This window comes from Pasteurella testudinis DSM 23072 (genome assembly GCF_900176075.1).
GTDB lineage: Bacteria > Pseudomonadota > Gammaproteobacteria > Enterobacterales > Pasteurellaceae > Chelonobacter > Chelonobacter testudinis.
The window spans coordinates 1-16,426 of sequence record NZ_FWWV01000020.1 but is presented as its reverse complement, the minus strand read 5'-3'; the positions used below and the strand labels follow the sequence as shown (position 1 = coordinate 16,426).

The 16,426-nt window shown below is 45.0% G+C and carries 15 protein-coding genes; 7 read left to right on the top strand and 8 right to left on the bottom strand.

The annotated features are described in order from the left end of the window. Positions 1–60: 60 nt before the first annotated feature. Positions 61–1,068, bottom strand: a complete 1,008-nt coding sequence (gene fbp, locus B8880_RS08395) for a class 1 fructose-bisphosphatase (RefSeq protein ID WP_084257174.1) — start codon at positions 1,066–1,068, stop codon at positions 61–63. A gap of 148 nt (positions 1,069–1,216) precedes the next feature. Between fbp and mpl the strand changes: the two genes are divergently transcribed. Together mpl and B8880_RS08385 are read left to right on the top strand one after the other, a co-directional pair. Further along, positions 1,217–2,584: a UDP-N-acetylmuramate:L-alanyl-gamma-D-glutamyl-meso-diaminopimelate ligase gene (gene mpl, locus B8880_RS08390; RefSeq protein ID WP_084257173.1), complete on the top strand. Its 1,368-nt coding sequence runs from the start codon at positions 1,217–1,219 to the stop codon at positions 2,582–2,584. A gap of 220 nt (positions 2,585–2,804) precedes the next feature. Beyond that, on the top strand, positions 2,805–3,014 hold the full coding sequence (locus B8880_RS08385) for a cold-shock protein (RefSeq protein WP_084257172.1): 210 nt from the start codon (positions 2,805–2,807) through the stop codon (positions 3,012–3,014). A 128-nt stretch (positions 3,015–3,142) separates the two neighbouring features. Here B8880_RS08385 and B8880_RS08380 read toward each other — a convergent pair whose 3' ends face one another. Together B8880_RS08380 and xthA are read right to left on the bottom strand one after the other, a co-directional pair. Further along, positions 3,143–3,913 carry a TIGR01619 family protein gene (locus B8880_RS08380; protein ID WP_084257171.1) on the bottom strand — a complete coding sequence of 257 codons (771 nt, stop codon included), beginning with the start codon at positions 3,911–3,913 and terminating at the stop codon, positions 3,143–3,145. Positions 3,914–3,922: 9 nt separating this feature from the next. Next, complete coding sequence (gene xthA, locus B8880_RS08375; RefSeq protein ID WP_084257170.1) at positions 3,923–4,726, bottom strand: exodeoxyribonuclease III; 804 nt, start codon at positions 4,724–4,726, stop codon at positions 3,923–3,925. Between the two features lie 164 nt (positions 4,727–4,890). On the opposite strand from xthA, the gene B8880_RS14660 reads away from it, so the two are divergent. The 4 genes from B8880_RS14660 (at position 4,891) to B8880_RS08355 (ending at position 8,654) form a co-directional block, all read left to right on the top strand. Further along, positions 4,891–6,738, top strand: coding sequence for a L,D-transpeptidase family protein (locus tag B8880_RS14660; protein ID WP_115306351.1), 1,848 nt, complete (start codon positions 4,891–4,893; stop codon positions 6,736–6,738). A 211-nt stretch (positions 6,739–6,949) separates the two neighbouring features. Beyond that, positions 6,950–7,510, top strand: coding sequence for a peptidoglycan L,D-endopeptidase MepK (gene mepK, locus B8880_RS08365; protein WP_084257169.1), 561 nt, complete (start codon positions 6,950–6,952; stop codon positions 7,508–7,510). A gap of 27 nt (positions 7,511–7,537) precedes the next feature. Next, on the top strand, positions 7,538–8,185 hold the full coding sequence (locus B8880_RS08360) for an MBL fold metallo-hydrolase (protein ID WP_084257168.1): 648 nt from the start codon (positions 7,538–7,540) through the stop codon (positions 8,183–8,185). 34 nt (positions 8,186–8,219) lie between these two features. Further along, entirely contained in the window at positions 8,220–8,654 is a 435-nt protein-coding gene (locus tag B8880_RS08355; protein ID WP_084257167.1) for a DUF29 domain-containing protein, read from the top strand. A gap of 54 nt (positions 8,655–8,708) precedes the next feature. Here B8880_RS08355 and lpxL read toward each other — a convergent pair whose 3' ends face one another. After that, positions 8,709–9,644 (bottom strand): LpxL/LpxP family Kdo(2)-lipid IV(A) lauroyl/palmitoleoyl acyltransferase, encoded by a 936-nt coding sequence (gene lpxL / locus B8880_RS08350; RefSeq protein ID WP_084257166.1) that lies wholly within the window; start codon positions 9,642–9,644, stop codon positions 8,709–8,711. Positions 9,645–9,755: 111 nt separating this feature from the next. On the opposite strand from lpxL, the gene hldE reads away from it, so the two are divergent. Next, complete coding sequence (gene hldE, locus B8880_RS08345) at positions 9,756–11,183, top strand: bifunctional D-glycero-beta-D-manno-heptose-7-phosphate kinase/D-glycero-beta-D-manno-heptose 1-phosphate adenylyltransferase HldE (protein WP_084257165.1); 1,428 nt, start codon at positions 9,756–9,758, stop codon at positions 11,181–11,183. A 101-nt stretch (positions 11,184–11,284) separates the two neighbouring features. On the opposite strand, the gene B8880_RS08340 is transcribed toward hldE, so the two are convergent. The 4 genes from B8880_RS08340 to B8880_RS08325 form a co-directional block, all read right to left on the bottom strand. Beyond that, positions 11,285–12,520, bottom strand: coding sequence for a capsule biosynthesis protein (locus tag B8880_RS08340; protein WP_084257164.1), 1,236 nt, complete (start codon positions 12,518–12,520; stop codon positions 11,285–11,287). 67 nt (positions 12,521–12,587) lie between these two features. Continuing rightward, positions 12,588–14,642, bottom strand: a complete 2,055-nt coding sequence (locus B8880_RS08335) for a capsular polysaccharide biosynthesis protein (RefSeq protein ID WP_084257163.1) — start codon at positions 14,640–14,642, stop codon at positions 12,588–12,590. Positions 14,643–14,727: 85 nt separating this feature from the next. Further along, on the bottom strand, positions 14,728–15,567 hold the full coding sequence (gene kdsA / locus B8880_RS08330) for a 3-deoxy-8-phosphooctulonate synthase (protein WP_084257162.1): 840 nt from the start codon (positions 15,565–15,567) through the stop codon (positions 14,728–14,730). 2 nt (positions 15,568–15,569) lie between these two features. Beyond that, positions 15,570–16,241, bottom strand: coding sequence for an acylneuraminate cytidylyltransferase family protein (locus tag B8880_RS08325; RefSeq protein ID WP_084257161.1), 672 nt, complete (start codon positions 16,239–16,241; stop codon positions 15,570–15,572). Positions 16,242–16,426: the final 185 nt, after the last annotated feature.

Genomic DNA, 16,426 nt, shown 5'->3' with positions numbered 1-16,426 from the left:
TAATGTAGAAAGCATAAATCAATCTACATTATGAAGTCAATTCCTGATTCAAACCGCACTTTATTGATCTTGATATTCAAGCATAAAAGCGCCGGCTTTTTCGACCATATTTTTTGATCCGACAAACAACGGGGTTCTTTGGTGCAATTCGGTCGGTTCAATATCCAAAATCCGTCGATAGCCGTCGCTGGCCAAGCCGCCGGCTTGTTCAGCCAAGAATGCCATTGGATTACCCTCGTATAACAAGCGCAATTTGCCTAACGGATAGTGGGTTGAGGTCGGGTAAATATAAATGCCGCCTTTCAGCAGGTTACGATGGAAGTCGGAAACCAGCGAGCCGATATAACGTGAAGTATAAGGACGCTTGGTGCTGTCATCTTCTTCCTGGCAATATTTCAGGTATTTTTTTACGCCCATCGGGAACTTGAGATAGTTGCCTTCGTTGATCGAATAACAGGTTCCGTTTTGTGGGATTTTGATATTTTCATGGGAGAGAATAAACACGCCCAATGATGGATCATATGTGAACCCGTTCACGCCGTGGCCGGTGGTGTAAACCAGCATGGTTGACGAACCGTAAACAATATAACCGGCGGCGACTTGCTTGTGACCGGGCTGTAAAAAATCCTCCAACGTAACCGCCGTGCCGATTGGTGACACCCGACGATAGATTGAGAAAATCGTGCCGACGGCAACGTTAACGTCAATATTGGAAGAACCGTCGAGCGGATCGGTTAAAATCACATATTTGGCATTGCGTCCCCGTTCGGTGTCGAACGCCACGAAGTTTTCTTCCTCTTCCGAGCCGAAACCGGCAACTTCATCGCGCGCAATCAGGGCGGCTTTCATTTTTTCATGGGCAAAGGCGTCCAGTTTCATCTGTGCCTCTCCCTGCACATTTTCTACGCCGGAGTTGCCGATGATGTCGTTGGTTAAGCCTGCCTTGTTAATATCGCGATGGATAATTTTGGCAACCAAACGGATCGAAGAAAGGATACCGCTCAATTCGCCTTTGGCATTGGGATAGTCTGCTTGTTTCTCAACAATAAATTCACCGAGTGTTTTCATTTGTCCCCCTGTAATTAAAAAAGAATCTTGTGATTTTTTGTTATATAATCAACGGATTTTATTATAGCAGTCATTCGATCCGGTGCTGAGATTCCCTCAAAATCTGTGATCTTAGGCACATTTTAATTTGAAAAAGAGCGGTTAAACGATGATAAAACAGCAACATATTCATATCTTAGGCATTTGCGGCACGTTTATGGGCGGCTTAGCGATTATTGCCCGACAAATGGGCTATAAGGTTACCGGCTCGGATATCAATGTTTATCCGCCGATGAGCACTTTTCTGCAAAAGAGCGGTATCGAGATTATTCCGCATTACGATCCGTCGCAACTGACACCACAGCCGGATATGGTGATTGTCGGCAATGCAATGAAACGCGGCAATCCGTGTGTGGAATATGTGTTGGATCACGCGATTCCTTATACCTCTGGGCCGCAATGGCTGCATGATAATCTGTTACGCAGCCGTAAGGTATTGGCGGTGTCCGGCACTCACGGCAAAACCACGACCAGCAGTATTCTCGCTTGGATTTTGGCAGACAACGGCTTGAATTCCGGTTTTTTAATCGGCGGGGTCACCGGTAATTTCGCCACTTCAGCGCGATTAGGTGAAGGCCCGTATTTTGTGATCGAAGCTGATGAGTACGATACGGCGTTTTTCGACAAACGTTCCAAATTTGTCCATTACAACCCGAACACCTTGATTATTAACAATATCGGCTTTGATCATGCGGATATTTTTGACGATTTGGCGGCGATTCAGCGCCAGTTCCATCACATGATTCGTATCATTCCGCAATCGGGTTTGGTGCTGTCGGTGAAAGACGACGCCAGTGTGAAACACACCTTAGAGATGGGGTGTTGGAGCGAACAGCAATATTTGGGCAGTGGGGAAGAGTGGTTTGCCGAAAAAATCGCACAAGACAGCAGCCATTTTGCGGTTTACCATCACCAACAAAAAATAGCGGAAGTGACATGGGACGTGTTCGGCGAACATAATATGCACAACGCTTTAATGGCGATTGCCGCCGCTTACCGTGCCGGTGTGCCGATTGAAAAAGCCTGCGCATCGTTGAAAGGATTTATCAACACCAACCGTCGTTTGGAAGTCAAAGGCACGGCAAAAGGAATTACCGTCTATGATGACTTCGCCCACCATCCGGCAGAGATCGCCGCAACGATTGGCGCACTGCGTGATCGTGTCGGCGGCGCAAAACGTATTTTGGCCGTGTTGGAGCCTCGTTCCAATACCATGAAAATGGGACTGCATAAAAATGAATTGGCGGCATCGCTGGTGAAATCGGATTATGTTTTTTTGTTACAGCCGGATAATATTCCGTGGGAAGTGGCGGAAATTGCCGAAAAATCGACCGTGCCGGCAAAGTGGAGCGGAAATATCGATCTGCTAATCGAATTAATTGCCGCCGAGGCGCAAGCCGATGACCATATTTTAATTATGAGTAACGGCAGCTTTGATGGCATTCATCAAAAATTATTAGATAAGTTATCTGATTAATAATAAGAAAATAACGCAATAATGTGATGTTTTTCACATTATTGCATTAAAAGTGCGGTATTTTTATTGTTACTTAAAATAAAACGTGTAATTTCTGATTTATATTGGTACTATGCGAATCGCTCGCTGAGCAAGCTTTACCATGTCATGAAAATCAAATCTGGTTTGGTTGTAGTGTTGTAAGGTAAGATTTTTTCAATTATTAATTTAGGATGTAGTAATGTCTCAAGCAAAAGGAACCGTTAAATGGTTCAATGAAACTAAAGGTTTTGGTTTTTTACAAGTTGAAGGCGGAGAAGATGTATTTGTACATTTTTCTGCAATCCAAAGCGAAGGGTTTCGTACATTAAAAGAAGGCCAATCGGTGCTTTTCAATATTGTTGATGATCAACGTGGTAAAAAAGCTGAAAACGTAACAGTTGTTGCTTAATTGAGCTAAATTATCGAATTTTAAAAGCGGTCTATTGTATAAATAGACGGCTTTTTTTATTGCTTGAAATACAGATGAACGGATATCTAAAGTGCGGTTGACCGCACTTTGGTTATTTTGGGGTTAAATTAATGTAACGGTTTTTCCGTAACGGTCAGCATTTCACATTCCCAACCGTTATATTCGCCGTGGTAGTTCTCCGCCTGCTGTTCGAACTCTTCCACCAAATTGAAAATGGCTTCGTCATCTAATCCGGCTTCATGCTGCAAAGTGACCAGATAAAATGCCTCGCCGTCATATTGTACCGGCCGTTCGGTATATTTGATGTCAAATAGGGATTGCTGGGCGTAATAATCAATAAAATCATTCATCAATTCCCAATTTTCAAACTGGAATTTATGCGTAATTTGGTGCGGCTGGGAAAGATCTTCACCCTCGTGTTGCAACAATGCCAGTGTTTCGGCGGTGGCGTTGAGTTTCATTTCTAACGGTGATGGCAGCAGAAAATCATAATAAAGATCGCAGTTGGGATCGTTTTGGCTGACGATATTGCCCACATAAGGCAAATTCATCTGCTGCAAAACTGCATGAAAGTGGGCACTGTCTTTGGTATAAAAATACAGCGTGACCTGATCTTGGGAAATAATGTAACCGGTAAACAGGCTTTCACCGATAGCCATCAAGGGTAACAGCGTTTGTGAAAAACGGTCAATTTGGGCTTGTTGCGTTGCGGCGGCAGCCGTATCGAACGGCAACGGAAAAGGAATCGAAAAATGGACGACGTACGGGTGCAAATTTGCATCCAGTTTTTCGGCGATCTCCAGATTGACCGTGATAATCGCTTCTTGATCTTTTAGCGAAGTGCGGTAGGTTTGCCAATTGTTTTTTGCGTCCATCATTTCCCCATGCTAGTTAAATAAAGCCCAAACCGGTGCATGATCAGACGGTTTTTCCATTGCTCTGATCTCCAGATCGATTCCCGTTTCAATGCAGCGCTGCGAAAGTGCGGTATTGGCGAGAATCAAGTCAATACGCAAGCCGCGATTGTCATCGAACCCTTTGGAGCGGTAATCAAACCATGAATATTTGTCATCGGCTTGCGGGTGTTTGTCGCGGAAAGTATCGACCAATCCAAAGCCCAGCAGGCGTTGTAGCCATTCGCGTTCTTCCGGCAGGAAAGAGCATTTGCCGCTGCGCAACCAACGCTTGCGGTTTTCCTCGCCAATGCCGATATCCAAATCTGTCGGGCTGATATTCATATCGCCCATAATAATCACTTGGTTGTCGCTTGGCAGGTGATTTTCCAGATAGTCTTGCAAATCGGCATAAAATTTTTCTTTTGCCGGAAATTTGGTTGCATGATTGCGGCTTTCACCCTGTGGGAAATAGCCGTTAATTACGGTCAACGTGCCGTAATCGGTAGCTAAATCCGCCATAATAATCCGTTTTTGTGCTTCGGCATCATCACTGGGAAAACCGCGCCGCACCGCTAACGGTTGCTGTTTGCACAGCAGGGCGACGCCGTAGTGACCTTTTTGCCCGTGGTGAAAAACGTGATAGCCCAAATTTTCCACTAAATGATGAGGGAAATCTTCATCGGCTACTTTGATCTCCTGTAGCCCGATAATATCCGGCCGGTGCTTGGCGACAATCGCTTCTAACTGCGCCGGTCTGGCTCTTAATCCATTGATGTTAAATGATAAAAATTTCATAAAAACTCATTAATGTTATTTAAAGATAAACAGATCTTCGAATTCTAACAGAAATTGCCGGTGCTGTCTGTGATGGCGCTTGTTTTTGATAAGTAAATTTATATTTAATCATTTCTTTTATTTTGTTAAAATAACGCCAATTTTTTATAACAAAAGGTTGAAATATGTTCAAAAAAAGCAAGCTGAACAACGGATGGGGCTTTTCGTTTATCGCAAGTCTGCTTTGTTCAACAACGGTTTGGGCGACACAGGTAGCTACTGAGCAAGCGGCTAGCGAGCAAGTGGTTCAGCAAGCGCAAAGTGCGGTAATGCAGACCGAAAAAATGCAATCGGAGAATCAGTCGCCACAGACGGCCGGCGTGCAACAGGTTGCCGCAGAAGCAGTGCAGGCAGTTGAAGCGTTGCAAGCGGAAACCAATATTGCCACGAGTACCGAAGCTGCGCCGACAACAGCAAGTGCGGTGAATGCAGAAAGTGCGGTGAGTGCAGAAGAAACGGCGGCAAAAGAAGCCGAACAAGCCGCCAAACTATTGGCACAACAAAAGCTGAAAGCGCTGTTGGGCGGTACGCCGGTTCAGTTTGAAGCAGCTTTGGCGGATTTGTATGCCGATACGCAATTTACACCGATTTGGACGGATAAAAACGCTGAAAAGGCCTTTTTGCAGCAGTATGTCGTGTGGGTGTTAAGCGGCGTTTCCGGTTTTGCAGCGGAAGAATTGGCGGCGATCAGCCGCACTGACAATGCAATGACACGCGATATTTTACTCAGCGATGCGTTTCTTAACTATCTTTATTATCAAGAGAATTTGAAAAAATCTTCGACCAAATGGTTGTACGGCAACAGCGGGTATAAGGTAGCATTACCAAGTCAGGCACGCTTGGACGGTTTCAAACAGGCAATTGCCGATGGTCAGCTTTCAGCTTTGATTCAAAAATTGGCTTCAGGCAACAAACGCTATCAACAGACAGTGCAAAAAGTGTTGGCGTCACTGCCGGACAGTATCGGCAGCGCAGTGACCGTCAGCGAAACGCTGAAACCGGGTATGCAGTCGGCCGATGTCAAGAATTTGGCAACGATTTTAAAAGGCAAAGGCTTGTTAAGTGCGGCGTATAACAGCGATGTTTACGATAATGAACTGCTTGTGGCGGTGAAACAGTTCCAAAGCCAAAACGGATTAACCGCTGACGGGATTGTCGGCGCCGGTACGCGCAATGTATTGAACCAAAATTTGAGCAACAACCTATACAAATTGTCGATCAATGCACAGCGCTTGAGCCTGTTGCCAAATGAAACCAACGGTATTTTTGTCAATATTCCGACCTATCAACTGCATTATTACCGTGACGGCAAGCAGGTGTTACATTCGAAAGTGATCGTCGGCAAAAAAGATCGCCAGACACCGGTGATGTCGAGCCGTTTGAGCAATGTCGTGATCAACCCGCCTTGGAATGCGCCGGTACGCAATATCAATCAGGATATTATTCCGAAAGTGCGCCAAGATCCGAGCTATATTTATCGCAAAGGTTATACCATTATTGACGGTAAGGGCAGAACGATTGACCCTTATACGATTGACTGGGAAAACATGACCGCCAAAAACTTCCCGTATCGTTTACGTCAGGCACCGGGCGGTGACAGTGCATTAGGCAGTTATAAATTTAACATGCCGAGCAGCGACGCGATTTATCTGCATGACACCCCGTCGAAAGGCCTGTTTGCCCGCAATGACCGCGCTTTGAGCTCCGGTTGCGTGCGCGTACACAAGTCAGATGAATTGGCGAGCCTGTTGTTAGGTGAAAACGGCTGGAGTAATGAGCGTAAAAATCAGGTGCTTGCCAGCAAGAAAACCACCTCGGCCAACTTGAGCAAACGTGATGATGTGTTCCTATATTATGTCACCGCCTGGGTGGAGAACGGCAAAATTCAGACTGCGCCGGATATTTACGGTCACGACAGAAAATTGGCAAAAACCAATGTGAATTGGAAAGCGGTCAAAGCAATGTTGCACTAAAGCAATATTGCACTTAGGACAGTGAATAAGCACTGCTAAACAGCCAAATTGTGCTATAGTTCTAAAAATTATAAAAAAGCTATTGATTAATAGCTTTTTTTATGTTTTTCTAGGGCATTCTTTGGCAAAAAATGAACTTTTGGGTTTATTTTTAGTCAAATCAACGGTTCGACTACTTTTAAACAATTTATTTAGCAGAATACAACAGACTATGACGGAAATTAATCAACAGCGCCGCAGATGGCTGGCACTGGGAGGCATGGTGCTTGGTGCGGCATTATTGCCGACCGATGTGTTGGCAGCGGTGTCCACCCCTAAGCCAAGAGTGCTCACCTTTAGAAACATTAATACCGGCGAACGGTTAACCTCCCAACTTAAAAACGGCAAAATCGCTAACAGCTTGGATTTAAAAAAATTGGATCGCCTGCTGCGTGATCGCCGCACCCAACAAGTTCATCGTATCGAACCGCAACTTTTCAGTAAACTGTATCAGATTCAGGGTAATTTAGGACTTCGCAACACCGAAATCCAAATTATCTGTGGCTATCGCGCGCCGGCAACCAATGCCGCCATGAGTGCACGCAGTCGCGGGGTGGCGAAAAACAGTTACCATACGCGCGGACAGGCGATTGATTTCCGCATTGACGGCGTGTCTCTGGCAAAAGTACGCAAAGCGGCGGCAAATTTGAAAAACGGCGGAGTCGGTTATTATCCGCGCAGTAATTTTGTGCATATCGATACCGGCCCGAACCGCACTTGGAGCGGCAGTTAATCGCTGTTGATGGTATAGAGGGTAACGATGAACGTTGAGATTATTCCGGTCACAGCATTTCAGCAAAATTGTTCGATTGTTTGGGACGAGCAAAAAACGGCGGCGATTATCGATCCGGGCGGCGAAGCGGAAAAGTTGATTGCTTTTATTGAAGAACATCAATTAAATTTGCAAAAAATTCTGCTGACGCACGGGCATTTGGATCATGTCGGCGCCGCCGATAAGTTGAAAAAACATTTTCAGGTCGAGATTTACGGACCGCACTTTGCCGATAAATTCCTGTTTGATTCTTTACCTGAGCAATCACGGCGTTTTGGCTTATTTGAAGCTGAGGTATTTTATCCTGATCACTGGTTAAACAAGGAAGGCGAAACGGTCAGCGTCGGTGAAATAAAGTTTGAAATTCTGCATTTACCGGGCCACACGCCCGGGCATATCGGCTTTATCGAACGGCAAAAAAATGTTGCATTCAGTGGCGATGTGCTGTTTTATAACAGCGTTGGCCGCACTGATTTTCCGCGCGGCGATCATCAGCAATTATTATCCTCGATCCGAGAAAAACTGTTTAAATTAAACGATGATATGATCATCATCGCAGGGCACGGATCCGCCACCAAAATCGGTATCGAAAAACAGAGCAATCCTTTTTTGAAGAGTTTTAGGGTACAATCGTAAGAAATCTGCCAAGTATTGCTAAGGAGGAACGGTAATGAGCATTACATATAATACGGATTATTACGGCTGGATAAAAGAGCAGACAAAATTATTAAAAGCAGGGGCGCTCGATCGGTTGGATATCGAAAATTTAACAGAGGAGATGGAAAGTATGGGGCGCAAAGAGCTGTCGGAGCTGCGTAACCGCTTACGGATTTTGATTGCACATCTGCTGAAATGGAAATATCAACCAAGCTACAGGGGGCAAAGTTGGTCAAGAACCATCGTTGAGCAAAGATTTTGTATCGAAGACCTTATTGAAGATTCTCCGTCATTGAAACATGAAATAAGTGTTGAGGGGTTCATTGATAAAGTATGGAAAAAAGCGGTTGATCTTGCGGCACGGGAAACCGGTTTAACCGCACCGACATTTCCGAAAACAGCCATCTGGACATTAGAAGAAATTTTGGATCCGGATTTTCTGCCGTAATATTTCATCTGAACGATTGGATAAAGTCACCGCTTGCGGTGACTTTTTTGTGGCTTAATACAACGACGGATCGTCTTCATTCGGTCGGGTTTTAAAGCGGCGATGCAGCCACATATATTGATCAACACCTCTTAAGATCTCTTTTTCAACTAATTGATTCATTTGTGCGGCAATTTCGGTTTTATCCGGTACGCTCGGGAATATCACCGGTTCGGAAATCGACACATGATAGCCGGAGCCGTCATTGTTGCGTAACGGCGCAAACGGTACAATCTTGGCTTTTGGCGATGACTTCAATAAATAGTAGGAGCCGGTGGTTGTGGCGGCGTCAGGTACGGCAAAGAAAGGGACGAAAACCGCATTTTTGCGTCCGTAATCGTGATCCGGCGCATACCAAATCGTATCTCCCTCACGCAGGGCTTTGATCATGCCGCGCAGATCTTTGCGGTCGAGCAAGTTTTTATTGGAGCGGATTCGCCCGCGAAACTGCACCCAATCAAACGCCGGATTATCGTTCGGACGATAAATCCCTACTCCCGGATGATCAAGCCCAATGATCCGAGCGCCCAATTCTAAAGTTAAAAAATGGATTCCGACCAAAATAATGCCGTGTTCATGGTTGTTTTTCAGCTGTTCGATGCCGCTGACGGAACACCATTTTTTTATCCGTTTATCCGACCAAAACCACGCCATACCGGTTTCGATAATCCCCATGCCCACCGAGCGTAAGTTCCGCTGCAAAATGGCTTCGCGCTCCTGTTCGCTTTTTTGCGGAAAGCAAAGGGCTAAATTGCGGCGGGCTATTTCGGCGCGTTTTTTGCCGATACTTAATTTCGAAAAAAGCCAGCCTAATCCGGTGCCGATTTTGAGCAATACGGGGTAGGGCAGCAGCAGAAACAGTCGAAAAAAAGCCAATCCGAACCAGAAAAGCCAATATTTCGGGTGTAAGAAAGCAGCCTTAAAGTGCGGTATTTGTGATCCTTGTGCCATTCACTTTTCCTGTATTATTCAATCTAATCTTATGTGGCTATAGTTTAACGGAAAAAAGCATAAATAAACATTTTTATGCTAAAATCGGAAAAATTTTATCAGGAGCAGATGATGACACAATATTCAACGCAATTTAAACAAGCGAATGTTTTGGTGCTGGGCGATGTGATGCTGGACCGTTATTGGTTTGGCGCAACCAACCGTATTTCCCCCGAAGCGCCGGTGCCGGTGGTGCGGGTGCAAAATAACGAAGAAAGAGCGGGCGGGGCGGCCAACGTTGCCATGAATATCGCCAGTTTGAATGTGGCGGTTAAATTATTGGGCTTGATCGGGCAGGACGAAGCTGGGATTTCATTGGAAAAAATGTTGCAACAACAACGGATTACCTGTGATTTTGTCGCATTGAATACGCACCCGACCATTACCAAACTGCGGATTTTATCCCGCCACCAGCAATTGTTGCGTTTGGATTTTGAAGAAAATTTCCATGATGTCGAAAGTGCGGTTTTATTGCAAAAATTACAAGCTTCCATTGCGCAGAGCGGCGCTTTGGTGCTGTCGGATTATGGCAAAGGCACGCTAAATGACGTGCAGCAGATGATTAAACTGGCACGGGCGGCGAATGTGCCGGTGTTGATTGATCCGAAAGGCACGGATTTCGAACGTTATCGCGGTGCGACGTTGCTCACGCCGAATTTGTCCGAATTTGAAGCGGTGGTCGGCTATTGTGCTGATGATCAGGCGATTTTCGAGAAAGGCTTGCAGCTGATTGCGCAATATGAATTGGAAGCGCTGTTAGTGACCCGTTCCGAAAAAGGCATGACCTTGTTGCGCCCGAACGCCGAGCCGTTTCATTTGCCGACGGAAGCAAAAGAGGTGTTCGATGTCACCGGTGCCGGTGATACCGTGATCAGCGTGCTGGCAACCGCAATTGCCGACGGTCGCAGTCTGGAAGAAGCCTGCTATTTGGCAAACGTGGCCGCCGGAATTGTGGTCGGAAAATTGGGAACCTCGACGGTGACACCGGTTGAACTGGAAAATGCGATTCACCACCGTGATGAGATCGGCTTCGGTATCATGGACGAATTGCGCTTGAAAACGATTGTTGCCGAAGCCAAAGCGCGCGGTGAAAAAATTGTGATGACCAACGGCTGTTTCGATATTTTACATCCGGGGCATGTTTCGTATTTGGAAAATGCGCGTAAATTGGGCGATCGCCTGATTGTGGCGGTCAATTCCGATCAATCGGTGAAACGCTTGAAAGGCGAAAGCCGCCCGATTAATCCATTGATCGCGCGCATGGCGGTGCTGGCAGGGTTGTCGTCGGTGGATTGGGTGGTGGAATTTAAAGAAGATACGCCGCAGCGTTTAATCGGTGAAATCTTGCCTGATCTGCTGGTTAAGGGCGGCGATTATAAAGCCGAAGAGATCGCCGGCAGTCAGGAAGTGTGGGCGAATGGTGGCGAAGTGCGGGTTCTGAATTTTGAAAACGGCTATTCCACCAGCAGTGTGGTGAAAAAAATTCAGCAGTTGGGCTAAGTTATTTAGAGAAGTTATTTAGAGAAGTTATTTAGCGATTGGTCGGGCGCAAATGCCTGACCAAATTTTAATGCGCCTGCTATTTTTTAACGCATTGTCCGTTATTTGTCGGCAGGCGTTGGATTATAAGGATAACGCAAAATGACCCGATTATAAAAACTGCCGTTGATTTGGGTTTTATTCAGATGGAAACGGCGGTAGACGGAGAAAAGCACCATATTCGGTTTTTGCGGATGATGCCAAAATGTATCCAGCTCGTCCTGATAGGTCAGCCCCGGCACATCATAGTGGGCGCGCCCTAATGTAATGACCGGCATCTCATGCAGCAATGCAGAAATACCGCTGGTGCTGTTTAGCGTTACCATGCCTTTGCCATAGCGCAAAAATACCGGCATCGGTACATCATGAATATAATACAACCGCCCTTTTAGTGCCGGATAGCGTATTTGATATTCATTCAACACATGTTGATAATCAATAAAGCCGCGATCCATCGGATGATGTTTCACAATCAAGGTTAAATCGGCAGGCGCTGATTTAGCGAAAGAATCCAGCACGGTTCTTAAAAAATGTTCCACGCTGTCGTAATCGCTATGCACTCGGATTTGGCTGTCATCATAAACCTGTAGCGGCAAAATATAGAAATTACCGAATTGTCCCCGTTCCACTTTTTTGGCAAAAGAGCGGTCACGCAACGCATAATTAAACCGTTTAATACCGGAAACAATCCAAAGTTTAATATAATACAGCACATTTAAAATACGGTGGTGGCAATAGTTGGGATATTGCCGACGTTTGCGGTAGGCTTGCCAATAATAGGTGATGGCCAGTTTTGCCAGTGGAATAAAACCTTGCGCCACTTTTTGCGGCGCCGGCGGTTCAACCGCTTGCGGGCAGAGATTCAGAAAAAAATCACTTTGGCGTGGAATGGTGGAAAACGCATTGACTCCATTTTTTTCCAGCGTGATATAATCCGGGCGGAAATAACCTTCTTCAAATGCCCAAAAAGCAATATTTAATGTACTACAGACCGTTTTTGCTATTTTATGATAATGACGATTATCACCAAAACAGACCAGAGCGTTAATTTGTCGCTCACGGCAAAATTCGGTTAAATAATCGGAGAATTGTTCTAATGTATTGCGATAGGCAAACGTATTTTTGTCGGAGTTGGGATAAAAATATTCATCGCCGGCATTAAAGTTTATTTTATACACAATTTTGCCGTGTGACTCCAACCATTGGGAGAAGTCAGAGAAAAAATGCCCAATCGGCCCTTGAAGTAACAAAATGCGATTAGCGGATGTGATTAAATCATCTAAGTTATGACTAAGCATAGAACCCCAACATAATGATTGTTCAAATCATCTTACCAAAACTAAAATAAAAAAGAAATTTGACGGCTTATTTTAAAGACAGATAAAGATGTTTTAATTTCGTTAGCTGTTTTTTTATCCAATGGCGCTGTAATCCATTGTCTTTGGCTTGCATTTTCTGTTGCTGCAATATTGCAATTGCCGTTTGGGCGTTAATCATTTGTCGGCTTTGCGGATCGACATATTGCGGATAATAAACTAACACCGCCGCAATCAATTGCGCCAAATTTAAGTTTCGCTGCCGTCTTGTCAGTGGTAGATGATCCACGGTCAATCCCCAGTTAGAATAAAACGGCAGCCCGTAACAATGTACGATTTTGTTGCGTAATAACGCTTCAAATCCGGCTAACGAGGTCATGGTATGTACTTCGTCAACCTGTTGAATACAATTTAAAATATTAATATTTTCGATGATATCATCAGCATATTTTAGTGCAATATGCGGTTCAATCGCCCCGATACGATTGCCGCTCAACACATCAGGGTGCGGCTTGTACAAAATATAAGCGTCAGGATTGTTCGACCTCACTTTTTGCAATAACGCAAGATTGGTTTTGATTTGCGGCGAACCGAAGCGGATTGATGCGTCGTCCTCAACTTGCCCCGGCACTAAAATGGTTTTTTTATGTTGCACATTCAGGTTAAATTCCGCATGGCCGACATTATATTTACCGATATTGGCAAGGATTAGGTGCTGTTTTAATTGCGCTGCGGTTTGTAAATCCTGTTCGGAAAATAGTTGGTGTTGTAAAATCGCTTCCAAGCGCGACGGCGTTTGCGCATTGAAATAAATGCCCAAATCATCAATCACCAACGACAGAGGCGCAACTAAATTCGAGCCCAAACCGACCGAACGGATAAAGCCGTCCTCCATGCGCAAAAGCGGAAGCTGCTGTTGTTCGGCATAAGCGAGCAGTTCGGGGTTGCCTTGGCTCCAGATTAACAGCCGGCTGTCTTTTTTCAGGGTTATCTTGCGCAGTTTATCCAGCGAAGACACGAAATGCAATTGACAGCTTGGAAAGCGGAAAAAAGGCTTGATGACCGCTCTTTTCCATAACGACATGCCGATGCAATAAAGATTGCCGCGCAAGCGCTGGTTCAATAATTTGGCTTGGTGAAGATAGTCAATCACGTCAAAAATTGTCCCGACTTCACCGTTATTCGGATTAATATAACGGCTGTATTGCAGGTAAGCGGCGGCAAATAACTGCAACAAAGTGCGGTCGGCGCGACGTTGTTGGCGGCGCAATGCGTGAATATTTTGGTGCCGATCATCGCTCAGCCCCCAACCGGCAAACCAAGGCACACCAAAGGTGACTACCGTTTTGCCGACCAGTAACGCTTCGAATCCCATTTGTGAAGTGACGCAATAGACTTTGTCCACCTGTTGCAGCAACGAGAGCGGATTAATATCTTCAGCCAGCAGACGGACATGTTCAAAATCCGTTGAAAGTGCGGTCAGATAGCCTCTCTTTTTGCCGCTAATCACATCGGGGTGCGTTTTCACCCAAATATCGGCATTCGGGTTTTCGGCAACCGCACTTTGCAGCATAATTTGGAAGCTGGATTCATCGGCTTGCCCGTATTTCACCGCCATATCGCCAAAGGTCTGATCAACCACCAGCACCACTTTTCGTGCGGAGTTTTTTTCAGCAACAAAATCCGGCGCATGGTTATACTTGGAAAGCTGATAACGACAAATCAGCCCAAGTGCGGTTTCCGCCTGTGCCAGCAAATCCTTATCAAGATCAGCGTCTAAAATCAGCTGCTCCAAGCGAGAGGGCTTTTCGGTGGCATAATAAATACCGAGATCGTCATATACCAGCGAAAACGGCGGATAGCCCTCTACGCCCAAACCTAACGAGCGCAAAAAACCGTCTTCCAGCGCAATATAGGGAAGATTATTCTTTTCGGCATAATGACGTGCTTTTTTAGTTGAAGGACGCAAGCCCCAACCGATCACCTGTTGTACAGGGGAGGAAGAGTAGAATCGTTTAGCTTGGATTTCAATATCAGGCAGAAATGAATTCAAGTGTGGTATGGCTAAAATACCGTGAGAAAAAATAAGAGATTTTTTTTTCATAAATAACAAAAAACCGGTCGTAAACCGGTCTTATAATTAACCAAAATTAGCTAAATGATAAAGAATTAGCTAACTAAAAGCAATGTTATTTAATATCCAACGCCGGAAACGATTTCACCACCTCATCTACGGCTTTTACACGGACTAAGAAATCTTCCAATAAACTCAATGGCAATGCACTTGGGCCATCGCATTTGGCTTGATCCGGATTCGGGTGCGACTCCAGAAACAGCCCCGCCAAACCGGTTGCCATACCGGCTAATGCCAAATCCAATACCTGATTACGACGACCGCCAGAAGCGGCAGCACCGGCTTCACGTTGTTGCAAGGAATGGGTAACATCGAAAATCACCGGCATATTACCGCTGACTTTTTTCATAATGCCGAAACCGAGCATATCGACCACCAAATTATCATAGCCGAAGTTGACACCGCGTTCACAAAGAATGAGCTGATCGTTACCGGCTTCTTTAAATTTTTCCACGATATTGCCCATTTGATGCGGACTTAAAAATTGCGGTTTTTTGATATTGATGACCCGTCCGGTTTTTGCCATCGCATGCACCAAATCGGTTTGACGCGCCAAAAATGCCGGCAACTGAATCACATCTACCACTTCGGCAACCGGTTCTGCCTGCCACGGTTCGTGTACGTCGGTGATCACCGGCACTCCGAATTCCTTTTTCACCTGTGCAAAAATTTTCATGCCTTCTTCCAAACCTACGCCACGATAAGAGTGAATCGAAGAGCGGTTGGCTTTATCAAAAGAGGCTTTAAACACAAACGGAATGTTCAGTTTTGTGGTAACGGTAACATATTGTTCACAGGCTTTCAGTGTGGAATCAAGATCTTCTAGGACGTTGATTCCGCCGAAAAGGGTGAAGGGGGCGGTGTTGGAGATGGTCAGGGTGTTAAGTTTTAGCATGGCTAAAGTCCTTGTTTATTTGCAGCCAATAAATCTTCATAAGTATCTATATCAATCGAACGTTCTTCGGGCATCAGGTAGGTTCCTATTGGTTCAATAAAAAATCTCTGGTGCTGAATTAAATCTTCAATCCTATTAACATAAATAGCACCATTATGTTTAACGACTTTAGGTAGAGATTGACGAGGATATTCTAAATATTTGGCATTAGAAATCGGAGTATAGCTTACTCCGTCCCAAATTAGCATCTTATATGGATGCTCTTCCATATGCTTAACAGAAACCACACACCCAAGACCTCTTTGGTTTTTTTGGTGCATATTGACAGCTGACATGATATCTTCTGACGTTCTAAAAGGGCTAGTAGGCTGTAGCATAACGGATAGGCCCGAAGAAATATTTTTTGAAGCGAATACATGCAATAAAGCATCTATGGATTTTGCTTTGTCTGTTGCCAAATACTCAGGCCTCATCACTATATCTGCGCTATATTTAGCAGCTTCTTTAGCGATAGTTTGTCCATCTGTCGAAACAATAATTTTGTCAAAAAAATTACAGTCTTGAGCAGACATAATTGCTCTTCCTATGAGAGAAATACCGTTAACTAGTTGTAAGTTTTTATTAGGAATGCCTTTGGAGCCGGCTCTGGCTAGAATCACTGCTATTTTTTGCATAAATACTAATCCTGATAAAGGTTTTTGTTAGCTATTATAGAGTAAATGTTCATTGAGTATCAAATTCATTCTGATGATAATCAGGGCAACCGCGCACTTTGTCTAATAATCAACCAACAACACCAAACATCAGCTCTGACCTGAATTCATCTGACCAACCCGCTGCTTTCAGCTTCATCCGCATA